Source organism: Georgenia sp. X1117, assembly GCF_057784635.1.
Genome location: NZ_CM173492.1, coordinates 1,881,567 through 1,899,987 on the forward strand (window position 1 = coordinate 1,881,567; position 18,421 = coordinate 1,899,987).

Sequence of the window (18,421 nt, forward strand, 5' to 3'; positions counted from 1 at the left end):
GCGCGGTGGATCCCGGCCTCACGACCGCAACGAATGGAGAGAGACTCATGTCGCGCAAGAACAAGCGCACGCCCGAGCCTGCGGCGTCCGACCAGGCCGACGTCGGCGCGAAGCTCGCCGAGCTCGGTACGGCACTGTCCGAGCAGGCCAAGGTGTCCGGCGCCCGCGCGGCCGAGCTCGCCCAGGAGGGCGTCGAGTGGGCGGCCCCCAAGGTGCAGAAGGCGCTGAGCGACGCGCGCGAGGCCGCCGGCCCCACGCTCGAGCAGGCCCGCACCAAGGCCGAGTCCGGCTACGCGACCGCCCGGGACAAGGTGAAGGACGAGTACGTGCCGCGCGTCCAGCGCGCCATGCAGGAGGCCTCCGACGCCGCCAAGGGCGACGCCCCGCTGTCCGAGCGGGCGAAGAAGGCCACCGACGCCGCACGCACCTCGCTCAGCGAGCCCGCCCCCAAGAAGAAGGGTGGCGCGGGCAAGGTCATCGGCTGGGTGCTCGTGGGTACCGCCGTCGCCGGCGCGGGCTACCTCGTGTGGCGCCGCACCCAGCCCGTCGACGACCCGTGGGCCGAGGAGTACTGGGACGACACCACCGTCTCGCAGCCCACCACCGGCGCCGCGGGCTCGCTCGGCGAGAAGGCCGGGGCCGCCAAGGACAAGGCCGCCGACCTCGCCGGCCGTGCCAAGGACGCAGCGAGCTCCGCCGCCGGCACCGTCAAGGACAAGGCGGCCGACGTCACGGGCTCCTCCTCCGGGCAGGTCAGCGACGCGACCGACGCCCCCGATGACGCGGCCGACGAGAACGCCGCGACCGACCCGCAGACGGGCACCCCGCGCGCCTGACCTGTACCCACCACGACGACGGGGGGCGACCGGTGACGGTCGCCCCCGTCGTCGTCGGTGAGGGGGTGGTCCGACGTCTGTCGGCACGACGGGCGTTCGCCGCTCGTCGGCGGGGCCGCGCGGTCGATGGTGCCGGGCTCGGTCGGTGAGGCTGCGCGTGCGCGATCGACGCGGTTGCGCGTGAGGGTCAGGCGGCGCGTGCGCTGCGGATGACCTCCGCGAGGTCGTCGCGGACCAGCTTGCGCCCGAAGACCGGCCCGCCCGGCTCGAGCAGGTGGGCGGCGTCGGCCCCGACCGGCACGGGGTCGAACCCCATCCGGTCCACGAGATCGGCGACGACCGCGACGGCGTGCTCGTCCGCGCCCGCCACCCCGAAGGCCCGACGGCCGGCCGCCCCGGCGGGGCGGGCGTCGACCAGGAGGTCGGCGTAGGCGGACTGGTTGAGCGACTTGACCACGCAGGCGCCCGGGTACGCGGCGGCGAGCGTCGCCGTCGTGCCGACCTCGTGGGCGGTGGCCTCGTCGGTGGCCTCCCAGGCGTTGGTGGCGTCGACGACGATCCCGCCGTAGTCCCCGAGGTCCAGCTCGCGGGCCACGACCAGCGGGGTGGCGAGGACGACGACGTCGGCCTCGGCGGTGATCGTGGCCAGGTCGACGAGCTCGGCCTCGGGCAGGACGCTGGCGACGACCAGCGCGAGGTGGGGCGCGTCGGGCCGGTCGGTGACGAGCAGTCGGTCACCGGCCTCGGCGACGAGCCGGCCCAGCGCCGTGCCGAGCCGGCCGGCGCCCACGATCCCGATGGTCTGCGTCATGTCCTGGGAACGCCGGACGGCGGCCGACCTATTCCACCGGCGGAATAGCACCGATCGGCACCCGGTTGCGGAGGGCATGACCATCGAGCTCGGCATCGACACCTTCGGCGACGTCACCGCGGACGAGAACGGCACCCTCCTCAGCCATGCCCAGACGGTGCGCAACGTCGTCGAGGAGGGGGTGCGGGCCGACGAGGTCGGGCTGGACTTCATCGGCATCGGCGAGCACCACCGGGACGACTTCGCCGTCTCCTCCCCGGAGATGGTCCTCGCGGCGATCGCGGCCCGCACCGAGCGCATCCGTCTCGGTTCGGCGGTGACCGTGCTCAGCTCGGACGACCCCGTGCGCGTGCACGAGCGCTTCGGCACTCTCGACGCCCTGAGCAACGGTCGCGCCGAGGTCATCCTCGGCCGCGGCTCCTTCATCGAGTCCTTCCCGCTGTTCGGGTTCGCCATGGAGGACTACGAGGCCCTGTTCGAGGAGAAGCTCGAGGTCTTCGCTCGGCTCCGGACGTCCCAGCCGGTGACCTGGCGAGGCACCCACGTGCAGAACCTCGACCGGGTGACGCTCTACCCGCCGATCGAGCACGGCATGCTCACCGCCTGGGTCGCGGTCGGCGGCAGCCCGCAGTCGGTGGTGCGGGCCGCCCATCACGACCTGCCGCTCATGCTGGCGATCATCGGTGGGCCGGTGGCCCGGTTCGCGCCCTTCGCCGACCTCTACCGTCGCGCCCAGGACCAGTTCGAGAACGAGGAGCGCCGCGTCGGCTACCACTCCTACGGCCACGTGGCCGAGACCGACGAGCAGGCGGCCGAGGAGATCTACCCGCACTACATCGAGCAGGTCGAGCGCATCGGCCGCGAGCGCGGCTGGACCCGGCCCTCGCGCGCGGCCTTCGAGCACGAGATCGAGCACGGCTCGATGGCGGTCGGCTCGCCGGAGACGGTGGCCCGCAAGATCGCCGACGGGATCCGCTCGCTCGGCGCGAGCCGCTTCGACCTCAAGGTCAGCACGGGCCGCCTCGCCCACGAGAAGATCCTGCGCAGCATCGAGCTCTACGGCGAGAAGGTCGCCCCGCTGGTGCGGGACATGCTGGCCTGAGGGTTACTGGACGGCGTCCCCGGTCGAGGCCGGCTCGCGCGGGTCGGCGCAGTACGACAGGGCCCCGTCACCGGCGCCGTGGAAGTGGTACTCCTCGCCGTCGAGCTCGAGGACGAGTCGCGTGCCCTCGACGAGCGCCTGGGTGTAGGCCTGCCCGGGCTGCGGGCAGCCGATCGAGCCGTCGGACCAGGTGACCTCCTCGAGGGTGATCACCGAGATGTCCGCGGGGTCCGCCCCCTCGCGCTCGGCCAGGTCCGCCACTGCTGCGTCGACCGCGGCGTCCGGGTCACCGCCGCCCGGGTCCGCGCCGTCGCTGGGAGCCTCGCCGCTGCCGCTCTCCACGCCACCCTGGTCGTCGTCGCTCGGGGCCTCGTCCTCGGAGGGCGCCTCGTCGGTGGGGACCTCGATGCCGGGCCCCTCCCCGTCCGGGTCCTCGGTCGCGGGCCCCGTGGGGTCGTCCTCGCCGCACCCGGCCACGGCCACGAGCGCGACGGCGATCGTGGCGAGCATCCGCCTGGTCGTCCGTCTCATCGTCCACCTCCGTCGGCACCACGGTAGGCCCGGCCGGCCGCCGACGCACCGGTGAGGACTACCCGGGCCGCGGTCAGTCGGCGGCGGGCCGGTCGCGGGCGACGGTGAGCAGCAGCGCCGAGTCCTCGTCGGCCTCGACCGAGTGCCGCTCCGGCGGGATCTCGGCGAGCTCGCCGGCCACGAGGGTGAGCGAGCGCGACCCGGCGATGAGGCGCACCCGCCCGACGAGCACGTGCAGGGTGGCCTCCCCCGGGCTCTCGTGCTCGTCCAGCGCGGTGCCGGCCGCGAGCGCCATGAGGTGCAGGCGCAGCCGCGAGTCCCGGTCCCCGACAAGCGCGGTGGACGCGCGGCGCGACCGAGCGCCGCGGGCGAGCTCGAGCTGCTTCTCGGCCGATGCCATGAGACCGATCGATTCCATCGCTCCTCCTTGCCGGTCGTACGTCCGACGCCGGTCGCCGGACCGCGTGGTCCTTCTCGCCGGGTCTACCGTCCCCGTCTGCCCGCCCGCGGCGGCGTCGCGGCCACGAGCGCGGTGTCGGCGCCGATCCGGCCGAGGGTGTACGCGCCGCCGGGCGAGCCGACGGGCTCGTCCCGGCCGGGCAGGGTGTCGTCGAAGAAGGCGGCGTTCTCGCCCAGGAAGGGGCGCAGGTCCGCGGGCAGGTCGTCCTCGTAGTAGATCGCCAGCACCGGGCACACCGGCTCGCAGGCCCCGCAGTCGATGCACTCCTCGGGGTGGATGTAGAGCATCCGGTCGCCCTCGTAGATGCAGTCCACCGGGCACTCGTCGATGCACGACCGGTCGAGCACGTCGATGCACGGCTCCGCGATCACGTACGTCATGACGGGAGTTTAGCGGGGTGGATCCCGATAAACTCGGCTCATGTCCGACGACGGCGCCTCTCGGCCACGCGTGCTGGTCTCGACCGGTGACCTCGAGCCGCCGGTGGGCGAGCCGGGCGTGACCGGCGCGGTCTGGCGGCTCGCCGACGAGGACCGCGGGCTCGACGCCAACGTCGTCCAGCTCCCGCCCGGCGCGACGATCGAGCCCCACGAGGGACCCGCGCTCGACGTGCTGTGGCACGTCGTCGCCGGGTCGGGGGTGCTCAGCACCGACGACGGGACCGCACCGCTGACGCCGGGCGACGTCGTGCACCTGCTCCGCGGCACGGTGCGCGGGGTGCGCGCCGGCGACGAGGGGATCCGCTACCTCACGGTGCACGCCCGCAAGCCGGGCCTCGGCCTCGGCTCGACGCGGGGCTGAGCCGCCGAAGGTGACACCGCCCCTCGGTCAGGCCGGCGGGGTCCCGGGGACGTTGAACGCCCACATCACGCCGAAGCGGTCGAACATCTGGCCGTAGTGGTCGCCCCACGGCGCCGGCTCGAACGGCATCTGCACGCTGCCGCCGCCCTCCAGCATGGCGGCGCCCACGCGCTGCGCCTCCTCGACCGTGTCGAACGTCAGCAGGAACGAGTAGGCGGAGTCCCGCAGCGGGTAGTCCTTGTCGTCGACGACGTCGGCGCCCGCGATCGTGCCGCCCACGTACGCCACCCTCCGGACGCGATCGCTGCCGGCACCGACCTGGCCGCCGACCTCCCGCCCGGCCGCCGACGTCGCTAGCCTGGACGTGACGGGGGACACCGCCCGCGAGGACCCCTCGGCACGAAGGAGGGCACGAGCATGGACGTCCGATCGAACGTCGCGGCGGTCCGCGGTCCCGAGGACCGGTTCACCGGGGACGTCTGGCTGACCCCCATCACCACGGGGACGACACCCACCCACGTGCACTCCGCCGTCGTGCGGTTCGCGCCAGGCGCCCGCACCGGGTGGCACATGCACCCGGTCGGCCAGACGATCTACATCACCGAGGGCCTGTGCCTGGTGCAGGTGGCGCAGGGCCGGGTACAGGTCTTCCGCGAGGGCGACGTCATCCGGTTCCACGCCGGGCTGTGGCACTGGCACGGCGCCGGCCGCGACACCTTCATGAGCCACATCGCGATCACCGACGGCCAGGACGACGGCCCCGAGACCGTGTGGGGCGCCCTGGTCTCGGACCAGGAGTACAACCAGCACTGATCGCCGGCGGAGGGCGCGTCGGGGAGAGCCGGCCGGTCAGTCGCGGCGGACCAGCGCCCGCAGCGCGACCAGGAGCCCGACGACGCACCACGCGCCCAGCACGAGCAGGTCCCGCGCGCTCGCGTCGTAGCTGTCGGCGAGGAGGCCGGCGCGGACGAGGTCGCCGGCCGGCTGGATCGGCAGCACCTCGTGCACCCGCTGGAACCAGTCCGGCAGCCGGTCGGCGGGGAAGGTGATCGGCGAGAAGAGCAGGACGAGGAAGACGAGCACCTGGCTGATCACCTGCGCGAGCATCGGCGGCAGGACGACGGCGATCGCGTATCCCACGGCGGTCGCCGTCAGGGCCGTCAGCAGCGAGGCACCGACGAGCAACGGCCAGTCGATCGTGAACGTGAGGTCGAAGCGCAGCCCCGCCACGAGCACCGCCACCACCACGCTCGGCAGCGAGACGACGAGCCACACCAGCAGGTCCGCGACGAGCACGAGCACCCGCGGCACGGGCAGCGCCCGCTGGTAGGTGAAGGTGCCGTTGGCCCGGGCCTGCGCGACCCCCTGCGGGACGACGACCAGGCCCACCATGAGCAGCAGCACGGTGGGGGCTCCGGTGGACAGGAAGGCCGCCGCGTCACCGTCGACGTCGGGGATGAGCAGCCCGAAGCCGACGATGACCCCCGCGGCGAGCATCGCCTGGACCACCACCACGAGCGGGAGCATCGGCCCGGTCTGGGCCAGCGTCCAGCGCAGCAGGGTGACAAGGACCGTCCAGGTGCCCGCCGGCGGAGGGACCGTCGGAGCCGCGTGGGTCGGCGCGGTCCCGGTGGCGGGTGCAGCGCCGGTGGCGGGCGCGGTGCCTGTGGCCGCCTCGGTGGGGCGGGTGGCTGCGGACTCAGACATGGTGGACCTCCGTGGCGGCCTCGTCGGTGGTGGTGTCGTCGTCGGCGGGGGCTGCTTCGCCGCCGCCGGTCAGGGCGAGGTAGGCGTCCTCGAGGGTGACCGGCGCCAGGGTGTAGCCATCGATCTCGTCGCGGGCGCGCAGGGCGGTGGCCCAGGCGACGGCGCGCTCGGCGTCGGCGGCCTTGATCGTCAGCAGGACCCGGCGCCCGACGCCGACCCGGCGCTCGACGGGGACCGGGATCTCGCCCAGAGAGGGGTCCGGCCCGCCGGGGACCAGGGCGAGCTCGAGGCGCAGCCCGTCGGCGCGGGACCCGCGGATCGCGGCCGGGGTGCCGGCGGCGACCACCCGGCCGGCGTCGAGCACGACGAGCTCGTCGACCACACGCTCGGCCTCCGCGACGTTGTGGGTGACCAGCAGGACGCCCGCCCCCTCGTCGCCGAGCCGGCGCACGGTGTCCCACAGCCGGCGCCGGCGCACGGCGTCGACGTCGTTGGTGGGCTCGTCGAGGACGACCAGCGGGACCGGCGCGACGGCGGCCATGGCGAAGGCGGTCAGCCGCCGGACCCCGCCCGACAGGCCGGTGCCCTGCGTGGAGACGCGGCGGGTGTACCACTCGTGCAGGTCGAGCTCGTCGGCCAGCGCGTCGGCGGCGACGCGGGCCTGCCGTCCGCTCATCCCCCGCAGCCGGCCGGCGATCTCGATCGCCGAGCGCGGGCTGAGCCCGTCGAGCGGGGCCTGCGCCTGTCCCTGGAGCGCCACCGCCCGCCGTGCCGTCGCCGGCTGCGCGACGGCGTCGACACCGGCGACGCGGATGCTGCCCGAGTCGGGCCGCAGGAGCCCGACGACCTGCGAGACGATCGTCGTCTTGCCGGCCCCGTTGTGCCCGAGGAGCCCGACCACCTCGCCGGGACGCACGCGCAGATGGACCCCGTCGTTCGCCACCACCGCGCCGAAGCGTCGGGTGAGGGCGTCGACCTCGAGCACCGCGTCAGTCATGAGTTCCTCCGTCGTCCGCGCCGTCGCATTCAGATACCTTGAGTATGGTGATACTGAAGGTATCGGCAGACTCTCGGTACGTCAACTAGGTTGGGCGGATGACCGGACCCGACAGTCCTCGCCCGCGCGCACGGCGTTCTCGGGCCGAGCAGCAGGAGGAGACCCGGCACCACCTCGTGCTCTCGGCACTCGCCCACTTCACGCTGCACGGGTACCACGGGGCGCGGCTCGACACGATCGCCGCGGACGCCGGCTACTCCAAGGGCGCGGTCTACTCCAACTTCGCCGACAAGGCCGAGCTGTTCCTGGCGGTCCTCGACCACAACCTCACCTACGCCGACCCCGAGACCTGGGACCCGCTCACCCACGCCGGGACCCACGGCGTCGACGGCGCGCCCTCCCCCGCCGCCCCGTTCGATCCCGACGAGCCGACGACCGAGGAGGCCACCCGGGGCTTCGGGCTCGCGACCCTGGAGTTCATCGGCTCCGTCGGCCGGGACGCCGACGGGCGGGCGGCGATCGCCCAGCGGCTCGAGATCGTCGTCGACGTCTTCGCCCGGTTCGCCGCCGACCGACGCGCGGCGCAGGAGACCCTCTCCGCACGGGACGTCGGGGCGCTGCTGGCCGCGCTGGACCAGGGGGCGGCCGCGCTCGCGGTCGGCGGGATCGAGATCTCCCCCGAGGTCCTCGCGTCCGGCCTGGGCCGGATCCTCGACCCGGGCGGGGCCGCGGCGTCCGAGGAGTCCGGGGCTCCCGGTGGGCCTGCAGTCTCGCTGCACTCCCCCGAGCGGATCGAGGACCTCATCGACGAGGTCCGCCAGGTCGACGAGCGGCGCCGGCGCGGCGGCGAGGACTGAACCGGAGCCGATATCCGGGCGAGGACGACCGACGGACGCCGGTAGCGTGCGTGCCGTGACCGCACGCATGAGCGCGACGCAGGCGCGCCGGGCCCGGCTCGACGCCCACCTGCTCCGCGGCTCCGACCTCACCCCCACCCAGGTGGTCGCCCGCGCGGGCGCGATGCAGGGGCAGGACCTGGCGGGAGTCCTGCGCGCCGTCGCCGTCCGCTCCCGGAAGGGCACCACCCTCGACGACGTGCGCGCGGCCTTCGACGCCGGCGAGCTCGTGCGCTCCTGGCCGATGCGCGGCACCCTGTTCGTCACCACCCCCGCCCACCTGGCCGCGACCCTTCACGCGACCGCGGAGCGGCTCGAGCGGGCCGACGCCAGGCGCCGCGAGGCGCTCGGGCTGAGCGAGGCGGTGGTGAGCCGCGCCCGGGCGATTCTCCTGGACGCGCTCGGGGAGCGGCCCCGCACGCGCGCCGAGGTCCTCGCGGCGTGGGAGGAGGCCGGGATCGAGGCGGCTGGGGGCCGCGGGTACCACCTCATCGCCCAGCTCGCCGTCGCCGGCCTGGCCCACTGGGGCGCCTTCACCGCGGACGGCGCCGAGCAGCTGTTCACCCGCACGACGCCGCCCACCGGCTCCGACCCCGAGCGGGGTCTCGTCGAGCTCGTGCGTTCCTACGTGCGGGCCCGCGGGCCGGTGACCCTGGCGGACCTGGCGTGGTGGACCAAGCTCCCGCGCTCGGTGCTCACCCCCGCCGTCGAGCAGGTGACCGAGCTGATCGAGGTCGAGGCTGACGGCGTGCCCTCCTGGGTGCTCGACGAGCCGGTGGAGCGGCCCGCCGCCGGGGTGACCCTCGCGCCGGCGTTCGACGAGTGGATCCTCGGCTACCAGGACCGCTCGCTCGTGGCCGGGCCGCGGATGCTCGAGGCGCTGGTGCCCGGGCGCAACGGGGTGTTCCGGCCGGCGATCCTCGTCGACGGTCGCGTGGTGGGGACCTGGCGGTTCCCCCGGGGGACGCGGTCGACCGAGCCGGTCGTGGAGATGGTCGAGCCCGTCTCCGCCGCCCGGGAGAAGGCCATCGGGCGGGCGCTGGCGGCCTGGCCGTATCCGTAGGCCGCGCGCGTCGCCGGCTCAGCCCCCCGGCACGATGCGCCGCAGTGCACCGGCGACCTGCGCGGCGCTGGGCATCGGTCCGTCGTCGACCAACCACTGCAGGACCAGCCCGTTGACGATCGCGAGAGCGAGCGAGCCGAGCGGGAGCTGCTCGTCCGTCACGTCGTCGGCGTCCACCCCGAGCAGGATGCCCGCCAGGCTCCGACGCCCCTCCGCGTAGCTCTCGCCGATCTGCCGGCGCACCTCCGGGACGAACTCCGCCTCGGCGAGAGCCTGGATGCTGGCCGCGATCGTCGCGTGGTTCGACTTCGTCCCGGCCAGGAGACCCTCGAGGAAGCGCTCGAGGCGGTCGATCGGGTCCCCGTCCGTCAACCCGGTCGCCGCCTCCTCGATCGCATCGCCCCACGCGTCGAAGGACTCGAGGACCGCCGCGTTGAGCAGGGCCTCCTTCGAGCCGAAGTGGTAGCCGATCGCGGCGAGGTTGGCACCCGAGGCGGCCGTGATGTCCCGCGCCGTGGTGCGCGAGTAGCCCTTCTCCTCGATGCACCGCCGCGCCCCGGCGAGCAGGTCCTGGCGCTGTCCCATGGGTCGATCATACGAGAGAATCAGACAAACGTCTTGTACATCTGTATTAGACGTGCGTATCGTCGCGGCATGACACCACGACCCGCACCCACCGCACGGGCGACCACGCGCGACTGGCTCGCCATGGCCGTCCTCGTCCTGCCCGCCCTGCTCACCTCGATGGACCTCTCCGTCCTCTTCATGGCCTCCCCCTGGATCAGCGCCGACCTCGCCCCGACCGCCGGGCAGCACCTGTGGATCATGGACATCTACGGGTTCGTCATGGCGGGACTGCTGGTGACGATGGGCAGCATCGGGGATCGCATCGGCCGCCGCCGGCTCCTCCTCATCGGGGCGACCGCGTTCGGCGCGGCCTCGGTGCTCGCCGCGTACGCCGGCAGCGCCGAGATGCTCATCGTCGCCCGCGCCCTCCTCGGCGTCGGCGGGGCCACGCTCGCCCCCTCCACCCTCTCCCTCGTCCGCGGGATCTTCCGCGACGAGGACCAGCGACGCACCGCCGTGGGGATCTGGACCGCGGCGTTCACCGGCGGCGTCGCCGTCGGGCCGATCGTCGGAGGTTTCCTGCTCGAGCACTTCGCGTGGGGAGCCGTCTTCCTCATCAACGTCCCCGTGATGGTGCTGCTGCTCGTCGTCGTGCCGTTCGTCATCCCCGAGTCCCGCGATCCCGAGCCCGGCCGCTTCGACCTGCTGGGATCCGTGCTCTCGCTGGCGACGATCCTGCCCGTCGTCCACGGCATCAAGAAGCTCGCCGAGGACGGTGCGAGCGCCGAGCCACTGGTCACCATCCTCGTGGGGGTCATCATGGGGGCGCTCTTCGTCTCGCACCTCCGCCGTGCGCCGCACCCGATGTTCGACGTCCGGCTCTTCGCCCGGCCGGCGTTCGGGGGCGCCATCGTCGCGAACGCCGTGGTCGTGCTGGCGACCGCGGGGACCGGCCTGCTGGCCGTCACCTTCATGCAGACCGTCCTCGGGTACGGGCCGGTGTCCGCCGCGGTCTGGATGCTGCCCACCGTCGCCGGCAGCGTCGTCGGCGTCACGCTCGCCTCCTGGCTCGGCCGCTCGCTCCGGCCCGCGGTCCTGGTCCCGGCCGGGCTGCTCGTCGCCGCCGGCGGGTTCGTCGGCATCGCCCTGGTCACGCCCGACTCGCACATCGCCATGCTCATCGCCGCCTACACCGTGCTCACGCTCGGGGTCGGGCTCACAGCCACGATCGTCACCTCGCTCGTCCTGACGACGGCGCCGCCCGAGAAGGCGGGCAGCGCGTCCGCCCTGTCGGAGACGAGCAGCGAGCTCGGCGGCGCCCTCGGGATCGCCCTGCTCGGCTCCCTCGCCGGTTCGGTCTACCGCTCGTCGATGGAGGACGGCGGTGGCGTCGCCGGTGCCGGCGAGGCGGCGACGGAGACCGTGGGCGGCGCCGTCGCAGTCGCGGCGGAGCTGCCTCCGGAGGCGGCGGAACCGCTCCTGCGGCAGGCCTTCGACGCCTACGCCACGGGCCTGACGACGGCCGCCGGCGTCGGTGCCGGCGTGCTCGTGCTCGCCGCGATCGGCATCGGGATCGCGCTGCGGGGCACGCCCGCCGCACAGTCCGCGGCCGGGGACCCCGCGGCGTCCGGGCCGTCCGGGGACACGGCCGCGACGACGCACGCGTCCTGAGAGGACCGGGCCGGCACCCGGACGCGGGTGGCGGGTGGCTCGACGTCGCCCATCACCCGATCCGTCGTGCCTCTGCTGATCCGGTTCAGCGACGGCCACAGTCGTCGGGGCCCGGCCCGAGCTCGTCGAGCAGGGCGGCGAGCGGGGGCGGGACGGCGTCGAGCGGGACGGCCTCGGCGAGGAGTCGGGCGTAGCGGCGCTTGTTGCCGCTGCGTCCGGCGAGGAACCGCGTGAGGTGCTGCTCCGGCGCCCGGTCCACCTGGAAGGGCTGGCGCTGGAGCCGCCGGAAGGACGCGAGCTCACCCTGCGACTCGATGACCGCCACGACGCCGTCCGTCCCGATCGCGCGGATGAACTCACGCTCGAGGTCGGGGTCGCACACGAGCACGGTGCCCAGGACCCGTTCGACGTGTCGCCGCTCGGCCGCGTCCACGAGGCCGACCATCCTCCGTCCGGGATGCTGCTGCGCGACGCGACGGAACCCGCTGGAGCCACCGACCGGGATGACGTCCGGGAGGGACACGCCGCGACGTCGGGCGAGGACCTCCACCGCGGCGGCGTCGCTCTCCCCCTCGACCAGGACGAGTGTCACCGGCCCAGACAACCACGGACCCCGACGTCGGGCGCAGCGGATACCCGTGCGGTGGAGCCACGGGGACTCGAACCCCGAACCCCCTGCTTGCAAAGCAGGTGCGCTACCAGTTGCGCCATGGCCCCGCGCGATCGCCCGGTGCGGGCGCCGCGGCGTCGGCTCGCGCCGACGGCGAGTCAATATACGCCACCAGGGTGACGGCGAGGAGGGTCGACCGTGGTGACCTGCCGCTCAGCCGGCGCCTGCACGCCGCCGACCGGGCGCCGGGGTCAGGGCTGGACGACGGGCGCGTCGGCGGGGCTGACCTCGTCGGTCACCTCGGCCCAGATCGCGCGCTCCTCGCGGTCCTGCTGCACCTTGATCCACACCACGTAGCCGACGACGGCGGCTGCGGCGACGAGCAGGAACTTCTTCATGTGGATCCTCCGTGGTGACGTCCTCTCGGGCCATCTGCCCGGCCTCCACAGTATCGAAGCGGCTGGTCCGGGGCCTGTCGGGCCCTCGACGACAGAAGCCCGGACCCACCGTGGTGGATCCGGGCTGCGCGCTGTCTCGACAACATCGCGTGGGCCTGAATGGACTCGAACCATCGACCTCTTCCTTATCAGGGAAGCGCTCTAACCGACTGAGCTACAGGCCCGTGCCCGCCGGAGCGGGCGTGACGCGAACGACGCGCCGACGTGCGAGTTTAGCCCACCGTGCCACGGGCTCCCAATCTGCCGGAGCCTGCGGGGCCGTGAGTTCGGGCACTGCCCGCCCTCACCGCCGCCGCGCCGCGCGCGCGGGGGCGGAGGTCAGTCGTCGGTGAACGTGACGGTCAGACCGCCGACCAGGGCGGCGGCCAGGTTGTAGAGGAAGGCCCACACGGCGCCGAGCACCGTCAGCAGCAGGACGTCGAGCACCGCGACGATCGCGGCCAGCGACATCACGCGGTCGAACTCGAGGAGCTGCATGAGCTCGAGGAAGCTGGCCGAGCCGATCGTCGCCAGGAGCTCCTCGAGCTCGGCGAACACGTACATCTGGTCGAGCACGAACCACACCGTGGCCACCGCGACGACCAGCATGATGCCGGCGGCGATGGACAGCAGGAACGACAGCCGCATCGCCGACCACGGGTCGATCCGGGCCAGCGTGAGCCGCGCCGTGCGGGCGCCGGCGAAGCGACCCGACGGGCGGCTCGTCGACCGCTCGTCGGTGCGCGCGGCGCGCTGGTCGGTGCGGCCCTCGCGCGCGCGGTCGGGCGGGGGCGGCGGCGCGGTGCGCGTCCGGCCCTCGTCCCGGGTCGATGCCTCGCTCACGCGTTACCTCCGTCGTCCTCGGCGTCGGTCCCCGACACCTGCTCGCCAGACGCTACCTGCTCGTCGCCCCCCTGCGGCGCAGGGGTCGGCAGGTCGTCCTCCCCCTCGTCGGCCGCAGCAGGATAGGCGGCCTCGGCATCCGTGGAGCGGGCAGCCTCGGTACCTGCGGAGCCGGCGGCCTCGCCCTCGATCCGCTCGACCTCCTCCTCCACCTTCCGCTCGGCGTTCTTGGCGATCGCGATGATGCGGTCGCCCTCGGCCACGTTGGCGAAGCCGACGCCCTGGGTGTTGCGCCCGGTCAGCCGCACCTCGTCGACCCGGGAGCGGACGATCTTGCCGCCGGCCATGATGACGAGGACCTCGTCGTCGTCGGTGACGGTCAGGGTGCCGACGAGGTCGCCGCGCGCCTCGACGAGGTTGGCCACCTTGATGCCCAGCCCCCCGCGGCCCTGCGTCCGGTACTCCTCGACCTGGGTGCGCTTGGCGTAGCCGCCCTCGGTGACGACGAAGACCTGCTCACCGCGGTGGACGACCTCCATCGACAGCAGGTGGTCGCCCTCGCGGAACTTCATGCCTGTCACGCCCGACGTCGCGCGTCCGGTCGCACGCAGCGTCTCGTCGGTGGCGGTGAACCGCAGCGACTGGCCCTTCTTGGAGACGAGGAGGATGTCGTCGCCCTCGTTCACCAGCCGCGCGGCGATCACCCGGTCGGGCTCGCCGTCGCCGTTCTCGCGCAGGTTGATGGCGATGAGCCCGCCCTGGCGGGCGGACTCGTAGTCCGCGAGGCGGGTCTTCTTCACCAGGCCGCGCTCGGTGGCCAGGACGAGGTAGTCCGCCGCCTCGTAGTCGGCGATGTCGACCACCGAGGCGATGGTCTCCCCTGGCTGGAAGGCCAGCAGGTTGGCCACGTGCTGGCCCTTGGAGTCGCGCCCGCCCTCGGGCAGCTCGTAGCCCTTGGCCCGGTAGACCCGCCCCAGGGTCGTGAAGAACAGCTGCCAGTTGTGCGTGGAGGTCACCCCGAAGTGGGAGACGACGTCGTCCTCGCGGAGCTGGGCCCCCCGGATGCCCTTGCCGCCCCGGCGCTGGGCCCGGTAGCTGTCGGTGCGGGTGCGCTTGACGTAGCCGCCGCGGGTGATCGTCACGACGACGTCCTCGCGCGGGATGAGGTCCTCGACGGTCATCTCACCGTCGAAGGGCAGGATCGTCGTGCGCCGCTCGTCGCCGTAGCGCTCGACGATCGCGCCGAGCTCGTCGGAGACGATGGTCCGCTGCCGCTCCGGGCGGGCGATGATGTCCTCGAGGTCCTCGATCTTCGCCGCGAGGGCGGCGTGCTCGTCGAGGATCTTCTGCCGCTCGAGCGCGGCGAGGCGCCGGAGCTGCAGGGCGAGGATGGCGTCGGCCTGGTCCCCGTCGATGACGAGCAGCTCCATGAGGCCGGTGCGGGCGTCGTCGGCCGTGGGCGAGCGGCGGATGAGGGCGATGACCTCGTCCAGCGCGTCGAGCGCCCTGAGGTAGCCGGTGAGGATGTGCATCCTCTTCTGCGCCTCGCCGAGGTCGTACTCGGCCCGACGGCGCACCACCTCGAGCTGGTGGGCCACCCAGTGGCGCACGAACCCGTCGAGGGACAGGGTGCGGGGCACGCCGTCGACCAGGGCGAGCATGTTCGCCGGGAAGTTCACCTGGAGCTGGGTGTGCTTGTAGAGCGTGTTGAGCACGACCTTGGCCACGGCGTCGCGCTTGAGCACGATGACCAGGCGGGTGCCGGTGCGCGAGGAGGTCTCGTCGCGCACGTCGGCGATGCCGGCGGCCCGTCCGTCGCCGACGGCCTCGGCGATCTTCTCCAGCAGGCGGTCGGGGTTGACCTGGTACGGCAGCTCGGTGGCGACCAGGCAGGTGCGGCCGTCGAGCTCTTCGACGTTGACGACGGCGCGCTGCACGATCGAGCCGCGCCCGGTCCGGTAGGCCTCCTCGATGCCGCGGGTGCCCAGGATCGTCGCGCCCGTGGGGAAGTCGGGCCCCTTGATGCGCTGCATGAGCTCGCCGAGCAGCTGGTCCCGGGAGGCCTCGGGGTTCTCCAGGTACCACTGCACGCCCGCGGCGACCTCGCGCATGTTGTGCGGGGGGATGCGGGTGGCCATGCCGACGGCGATGCCCTCGGAACCGTTGACCAGCAGGTTGGGGTAGCGCGCCGGCAGGACGACGGGTTCGGAGTCGCGGCCGTCGTAGTTCGGCTGGAAGTCGACGGTGCCGGAGGTGATGTCGCGGACCATCTCCATGGCCAGCGGGGCCATACGGACCTCGGTGTACCGGTGGGCGGCCGCGCCCTGGTCGCCCGGCGAGCCGAAGTTGCCCTGGCCGGCGGCGAGCGGGTAGCGCATCGTCCAGTGCTGGACCAGGCGCACGAGGGTGTCATAGATGGCGCTGTCGCCGTGCGGGTGGAAGGTACCCATGACGTCGCCGACCACGCGCGTGGACTTGCTGAACGCCGACTCCGGCCGGTAGCCGCCGTTGTACATCGCGTAGATGACGCGGCGGTGGACCGGCTTGAGGCCGTCGCGCACGTCGGGCAGCGCGCGCCCCACGATGACGCTCATCGCGTAGTCGAGGTACGAGCGCTGCATCTCGTCGTGCAGGTCGACCTGCGTCACGCCGGACTGCTCGGGGGTCTCGCTCACTGGTGTCCTTCGGTCGGCTGTACTGCCTGTGTCTGGTGGGGCCGGCCCCGACGGCGGGGCCCGGCCAGGTGGGCCCCTCGCCGTGTGCCGGCCCGGGCCCGGTGGTCAGATGTCGAGGAAACGCACGTCGTGGGCGTTGCGCTGGATGAAGCCGCGCCGCTGCTCGACGTCCTCGCCCATGAGCACCGCGAAGATCTCGTCGGCGGCGGCCGCCTCGCCCAGGGTGATCTGCTTGAGCGTGCGGGTGTCGGGGTTCATCGTCGTGTCCCACAGCTCGGAGTCGTTCATCTCGCCCAGACCCTTGTAGCGCTGGATCGGGCCGTCCTTCTCCTTGGGCAGGCGCTTGCCGTTCGCCAGGCCGTCGGCCACCACGGCGTCGCGCTCCTTGTCGGAGTAGACGTACTCGTGGGGGGCGTTGGTCCACTTGATGCGGAACAGCGGCGGCTGGGCGAGGTAGATGTGGCCGCCCTCGAGCAGCGGTCGCATGTAGCGGAACACGAGGGTGAGCAGCAGCGTGGCGATGTGCTGGCCGTCGACGTCGGCGTCGGCCATGAGCACGATCTTGTGGTACCGCAGCTTGTCCAGGTCGAACTCCTCGCCGACCCCCACGCCGAAGGCGGTGATGAGGTTGCGGATGGTCTCCGAGCCCAGGGCCCGGTCCAGCCGCGCCTTCTCGACGTTGAGGATCTTGCCGCGGATCGGCATGATCGCCTGGATCCGCGGGTCGCGGCCGCCGACGGCGGAACCGCCGGCGGAGTCACCCTCGACGATGAAGATCTCGCACTCGCGCGGGTCCTTGCTCGAGCAGTCCTTGAGCTTGCCGGGCATCGAGGCCGACTCCAGGACGGTCTTGCGGCGCGTGGCTTCGCGGGCCTTGCGCGCGGCCACGCGGGCCGCGGCCGCCGACTGCGCCTTGCGCACGACGTCACGACCCTCGTTCGGGTGCTGGTCGAGCCAGTCGGTGACCTGGGCGTAGACCTGCTGCTGGACGAAGGTACGGGCCTCGGTGTTGCCGAGCTTGGTCTTGGTCTGGCCCTCGAACTGGGGCTCGCCGAGCTTGACGGAGATGACGGCGGTCAGGCCCTCGCGCACGTCGTCGCCGGTGAGGTTGTCGTCCTTGTCCTTGATGAGGCCGCGGTCTCGCGCGTACTTGTTGACCACGGAGGTCATCGCCGCGCGGAAACCCTCCTCGTGGGTGCCGCCCTCGGTGGTGTTGATCGTGTTGGCGTAGGTGTGCACCGACTCGCTGTAGCCCACCGTCCACTGCATGGCGAGCTCGAGGGAGATCTTCCGGTCGGTGTCCTCGGACTCGAAGGCGATGACGTCGGGGTGGACGACCTCGACCCGCTTGGCGGAGTTGAGGTGGTGGACGTAGTCGATGAGGCCGTCGTCGTACCGGTAGGTGACGGTGCGGAAGCCGGGGACCGGGTCGTCCGCGGTGCCCTCGTCGTCGCCCGTGACCTCGTCGCCGGAGTCGACCGCCTCGGGCCGCTCGTCGGTCAGGGTCAGCGTCAGCCCCTTGTTGAGGAAGGCGTACTGCTGCAGGCGCGAGCGCAGGGTCTCGTAGTCGTGCTCGACGGTCTCGAAGATGTCCGCGTTGGGCCAGTAGCGCACCGTGGTGCCGGTGATGTCGGTGGCCTCGCCCTTGACCAGGGGACCGGTCGGGACGCCGTCGACGAAGGACATCCGCCACACGTGGCCCTCACGCCGGACCTCGACCTCGAGCCGGTGCGAGAGGGCGTTGACGACGGAGACGCCGACGCCGTGCAGGCCGCCGGAGACCGCGTACCCGCCGCCGCCGAACTTGCCGCCGGCGTGCAGGACGGTGAGCACGACCTCGACGGCGGGCTTGCCCTCGGTGGGGTGCAGGTCGATGGGGATGCCGCGACCGTCGTCGACGACGGTGACCGACCCGTCCGCCCCGAGGGTGACCGTGATGTCCGAGGCGTGCCCGGCGAGGGCCTCGTCCACGGAGTTGTCCACGACCTCGTAGACCAGGTGGTGCAGGCCGCGCGGGCCGGTCGAGCCGATGTACATGCCCGGCCGCTTGCGCACGGCCTCGAGACCCTCGAGGACCTGGATGTTCTCCGCCCCGTAGGAGCCTTGCCGGGCCTGGCCCGACTGCTGCGGGTCCGTCGCAGGGGCGTCCGGTGCAGCGGCTCCCGTCCCGGTCGAGGGGTCCTCGGGGGTGGTTGCGCTGCTCTCTGCTGCCACGGTCGACGGTTCTCCTCGGCTCTCGTGCACCGCGCGCAGGATGTGCCTCCGCCCGGCGCCTGACGTCCGGCCCCTGGGCGTGCGCCCTGGGTGAGGCCGGACAGGTTGTCTGATTCTACCGTGCTCCCGCCGTCCGACCCAGTGATCCACAGGCTGTGTCCACAGCCTGTCCATGAGATCACCCACGTCCGTGCGGGGGG

20 protein-coding genes and 2 tRNA genes are annotated in these 18,421 nt (G+C 73.1%); 7 read left to right on the forward strand and 15 right to left on the reverse strand.

What is annotated here, in order from left to right; genetic code table 11:
* Positions 1 to 47 precede the first annotated feature (47 nt).
* Positions 48 to 836 (forward strand): hypothetical protein, encoded by a 789-nt coding sequence (locus tag AC3D3D_RS08630; protein WP_463662808.1) that lies wholly within the window; start codon positions 48 to 50, stop codon positions 834 to 836.
* Positions 837 to 1,023: 187 nt separating this feature from the next.
* Here AC3D3D_RS08630 and AC3D3D_RS08635 read toward each other — a convergent pair whose 3' ends face one another.
* Entirely contained in the window at positions 1,024 to 1,647 is a 624-nt protein-coding gene (locus AC3D3D_RS08635; protein ID WP_488511870.1) for an NADPH-dependent F420 reductase, read from the reverse strand.
* A 76-nt stretch (positions 1,648 to 1,723) separates the two neighbouring features.
* On the opposite strand from AC3D3D_RS08635, the gene AC3D3D_RS08640 reads away from it, so the two are divergent.
* Positions 1,724 to 2,749, forward strand: a complete 1,026-nt coding sequence (locus AC3D3D_RS08640) for an LLM class flavin-dependent oxidoreductase (protein ID WP_463662810.1) — start codon at positions 1,724 to 1,726, stop codon at positions 2,747 to 2,749.
* Between the two features lie 3 nt (positions 2,750 to 2,752).
* Here the strand turns inward: AC3D3D_RS08640 and AC3D3D_RS08645 are convergent, their stop codons facing one another.
* The 3 genes from AC3D3D_RS08645 to fdxA form a co-directional block, all read right to left on the reverse strand.
* A complete protein-coding gene (locus AC3D3D_RS08645; RefSeq protein ID WP_463662811.1) occupies positions 2,753 to 3,280 on the reverse strand; it encodes a hypothetical protein in 528 nt (175 codons plus the stop codon).
* A gap of 73 nt (positions 3,281 to 3,353) precedes the next feature.
* Positions 3,354 to 3,698: a cupin domain-containing protein gene (locus tag AC3D3D_RS08650; protein ID WP_463662812.1), complete on the reverse strand. Its 345-nt coding sequence runs from the start codon at positions 3,696 to 3,698 to the stop codon at positions 3,354 to 3,356.
* A gap of 65 nt (positions 3,699 to 3,763) precedes the next feature.
* Complete coding sequence (gene fdxA, locus AC3D3D_RS08655; RefSeq protein WP_463662813.1) at positions 3,764 to 4,120, reverse strand: ferredoxin; 357 nt, start codon at positions 4,118 to 4,120, stop codon at positions 3,764 to 3,766.
* Between the two features lie 40 nt (positions 4,121 to 4,160).
* Between fdxA and AC3D3D_RS08660 the strand changes: the two genes are divergently transcribed.
* Entirely contained in the window at positions 4,161 to 4,541 is a 381-nt protein-coding gene (locus AC3D3D_RS08660; RefSeq protein WP_463662814.1) for a cupin domain-containing protein, read from the forward strand.
* 27 nt (positions 4,542 to 4,568) lie between these two features.
* Here the strand turns inward: AC3D3D_RS08660 and AC3D3D_RS08665 are convergent, their stop codons facing one another.
* The gene (locus AC3D3D_RS08665; protein WP_463662815.1) at positions 4,569 to 4,820 is read right to left on the reverse strand and encodes a VOC family protein; all 252 of its coding nucleotides are present in this window, start codon (positions 4,818 to 4,820) and stop codon (positions 4,569 to 4,571) included.
* A gap of 138 nt (positions 4,821 to 4,958) precedes the next feature.
* Here AC3D3D_RS08665 and AC3D3D_RS08670 point away from each other — a divergent pair, with 138 nt between their 5' ends.
* The gene (locus AC3D3D_RS08670) at positions 4,959 to 5,354 is read left to right on the forward strand and encodes a (R)-mandelonitrile lyase (protein ID WP_463662816.1); all 396 of its coding nucleotides are present in this window, start codon (positions 4,959 to 4,961) and stop codon (positions 5,352 to 5,354) included.
* Positions 5,355 to 5,390: 36 nt separating this feature from the next.
* Here the strand turns inward: AC3D3D_RS08670 and AC3D3D_RS08675 are convergent, their stop codons facing one another.
* Together AC3D3D_RS08675 and AC3D3D_RS08680 are read right to left on the reverse strand one after the other, a co-directional pair.
* Entirely contained in the window at positions 5,391 to 6,248 is an 858-nt protein-coding gene (locus AC3D3D_RS08675) for an ABC transporter permease (protein WP_463662817.1), read from the reverse strand.
* Positions 6,241 to 7,245 carry an ABC transporter ATP-binding protein gene (locus AC3D3D_RS08680; RefSeq protein WP_463662818.1) on the reverse strand — a complete coding sequence of 335 codons (1,005 nt, stop codon included), beginning with the start codon at positions 7,243 to 7,245 and terminating at the stop codon, positions 6,241 to 6,243. The genes AC3D3D_RS08675 and AC3D3D_RS08680 overlap by 8 nt, the downstream gene beginning before the upstream one ends.
* Positions 7,246 to 7,343: 98 nt before the next feature.
* Between AC3D3D_RS08680 and AC3D3D_RS08685 the strand changes: the two genes are divergently transcribed.
* Positions 7,344 to 8,102 (forward strand): TetR/AcrR family transcriptional regulator, encoded by a 759-nt coding sequence (locus tag AC3D3D_RS08685; protein ID WP_463662819.1) that lies wholly within the window; start codon positions 7,344 to 7,346, stop codon positions 8,100 to 8,102.
* Between the two features lie 55 nt (positions 8,103 to 8,157).
* A complete protein-coding gene (locus AC3D3D_RS08690; protein ID WP_463662820.1) occupies positions 8,158 to 9,204 on the forward strand; it encodes a winged helix DNA-binding domain-containing protein in 1,047 nt (348 codons plus the stop codon).
* Positions 9,205 to 9,222: 18 nt separating this feature from the next.
* Here AC3D3D_RS08690 and AC3D3D_RS08695 read toward each other — a convergent pair whose 3' ends face one another.
* Positions 9,223 to 9,789, reverse strand: coding sequence for a TetR/AcrR family transcriptional regulator (locus AC3D3D_RS08695; protein ID WP_463662821.1), 567 nt, complete (start codon positions 9,787 to 9,789; stop codon positions 9,223 to 9,225).
* A gap of 69 nt (positions 9,790 to 9,858) precedes the next feature.
* Here AC3D3D_RS08695 and AC3D3D_RS08700 point away from each other — a divergent pair, with 69 nt between their 5' ends.
* Positions 9,859 to 11,442: an MFS transporter gene (locus tag AC3D3D_RS08700; protein ID WP_463662822.1), complete on the forward strand. Its 1,584-nt coding sequence runs from the start codon at positions 9,859 to 9,861 to the stop codon at positions 11,440 to 11,442.
* Positions 11,443 to 11,527: 85 nt separating this feature from the next.
* On the opposite strand, the gene AC3D3D_RS08705 is transcribed toward AC3D3D_RS08700, so the two are convergent.
* The 7 genes from AC3D3D_RS08705 to gyrB all read right to left on the reverse strand — a co-directional run bounded on the left by AC3D3D_RS08705 (position 11,528) and on the right by gyrB (position 18,221).
* Positions 11,528 to 12,034 (reverse strand): ATP-dependent endonuclease, encoded by a 507-nt coding sequence (locus AC3D3D_RS08705; protein WP_463662823.1) that lies wholly within the window; start codon positions 12,032 to 12,034, stop codon positions 11,528 to 11,530.
* Between the two features lie 52 nt (positions 12,035 to 12,086).
* Positions 12,087 to 12,159 (reverse strand) — tRNA-Ala (locus tag AC3D3D_RS08710).
* 144 nt (positions 12,160 to 12,303) lie between these two features.
* The gene (locus AC3D3D_RS08715; RefSeq protein WP_463662824.1) at positions 12,304 to 12,450 is read right to left on the reverse strand and encodes a DLW-39 family protein; all 147 of its coding nucleotides are present in this window, start codon (positions 12,448 to 12,450) and stop codon (positions 12,304 to 12,306) included.
* Positions 12,451 to 12,600: 150 nt separating this feature from the next.
* Positions 12,601 to 12,674: transfer RNA gene (locus AC3D3D_RS08720), tRNA-Ile, on the reverse strand.
* A gap of 154 nt (positions 12,675 to 12,828) precedes the next feature.
* Complete coding sequence (locus AC3D3D_RS08725) at positions 12,829 to 13,332, reverse strand: DUF3566 domain-containing protein (protein WP_463662825.1); 504 nt, start codon at positions 13,330 to 13,332, stop codon at positions 12,829 to 12,831.
* Entirely contained in the window at positions 13,329 to 15,953 is a 2,625-nt protein-coding gene (gene gyrA, locus AC3D3D_RS08730; protein ID WP_463662895.1) for a DNA gyrase subunit A, read from the reverse strand. The genes AC3D3D_RS08725 and gyrA overlap by 4 nt, the downstream gene beginning before the upstream one ends.
* A 159-nt stretch (positions 15,954 to 16,112) precedes the next feature.
* Positions 16,113 to 18,221, reverse strand: coding sequence for a DNA topoisomerase (ATP-hydrolyzing) subunit B (gene gyrB, locus AC3D3D_RS08735; protein WP_463662826.1), 2,109 nt, complete (start codon positions 18,219 to 18,221; stop codon positions 16,113 to 16,115).
* Between the last annotated feature and the right edge of the window lie 200 nt (positions 18,222 to 18,421).

Coding starts and splice junctions, on each gene's coding strand:
- gyrA (WP_463662895.1), bottom strand. CDS start 15,953: ATGCAGCGCTCGTACCTCGACTACGCGATGAGCGTCATCGTGGGGCGC.
- AC3D3D_RS08670 (WP_463662816.1), top strand. CDS start 4,959: ATGGACGTCCGATCGAACGTCGCGGCGGTCCGCGGTCCCGAGGACCGG.
- AC3D3D_RS08695 (WP_463662821.1), bottom strand. CDS start 9,789: ATGGGACAGCGCCAGGACCTGCTCGCCGGGGCGCGGCGGTGCATCGAG.
- AC3D3D_RS08715 (WP_463662824.1), bottom strand. CDS start 12,450: ATGAAGAAGTTCCTGCTCGTCGCCGCAGCCGCCGTCGTCGGCTACGTG.
- AC3D3D_RS08650 (WP_463662812.1), bottom strand. CDS start 3,698: ATGGAATCGATCGGTCTCATGGCATCGGCCGAGAAGCAGCTCGAGCTC.
- fdxA (WP_463662813.1), bottom strand. CDS start 4,120: ATGACGTACGTGATCGCGGAGCCGTGCATCGACGTGCTCGACCGGTCG.
- AC3D3D_RS08675 (WP_463662817.1), bottom strand. CDS start 6,248: ATGTCTGAGTCCGCAGCCACCCGCCCCACCGAGGCGGCCACAGGCACC.
- AC3D3D_RS08685 (WP_463662819.1), top strand. CDS start 7,344: ATGACCGGACCCGACAGTCCTCGCCCGCGCGCACGGCGTTCTCGGGCC.
- AC3D3D_RS08640 (WP_463662810.1), top strand. CDS start 1,724: ATGACCATCGAGCTCGGCATCGACACCTTCGGCGACGTCACCGCGGAC.
- AC3D3D_RS08680 (WP_463662818.1), bottom strand. CDS start 7,245: ATGACTGACGCGGTGCTCGAGGTCGACGCCCTCACCCGACGCTTCGGC.
- AC3D3D_RS08660 (WP_463662814.1), top strand. CDS start 4,161: ATGTCCGACGACGGCGCCTCTCGGCCACGCGTGCTGGTCTCGACCGGT.
- AC3D3D_RS08630 (WP_463662808.1), top strand. CDS start 48: ATGTCGCGCAAGAACAAGCGCACGCCCGAGCCTGCGGCGTCCGACCAG.
- AC3D3D_RS08700 (WP_463662822.1), top strand. CDS start 9,859: ATGACACCACGACCCGCACCCACCGCACGGGCGACCACGCGCGACTGG.
- AC3D3D_RS08635 (WP_488511870.1), bottom strand. CDS start 1,647: ATGACGCAGACCATCGGGATCGTGGGCGCCGGCCGGCTCGGCACGGCG.
- AC3D3D_RS08645 (WP_463662811.1), bottom strand. CDS start 3,280: ATGAGACGGACGACCAGGCGGATGCTCGCCACGATCGCCGTCGCGCTC.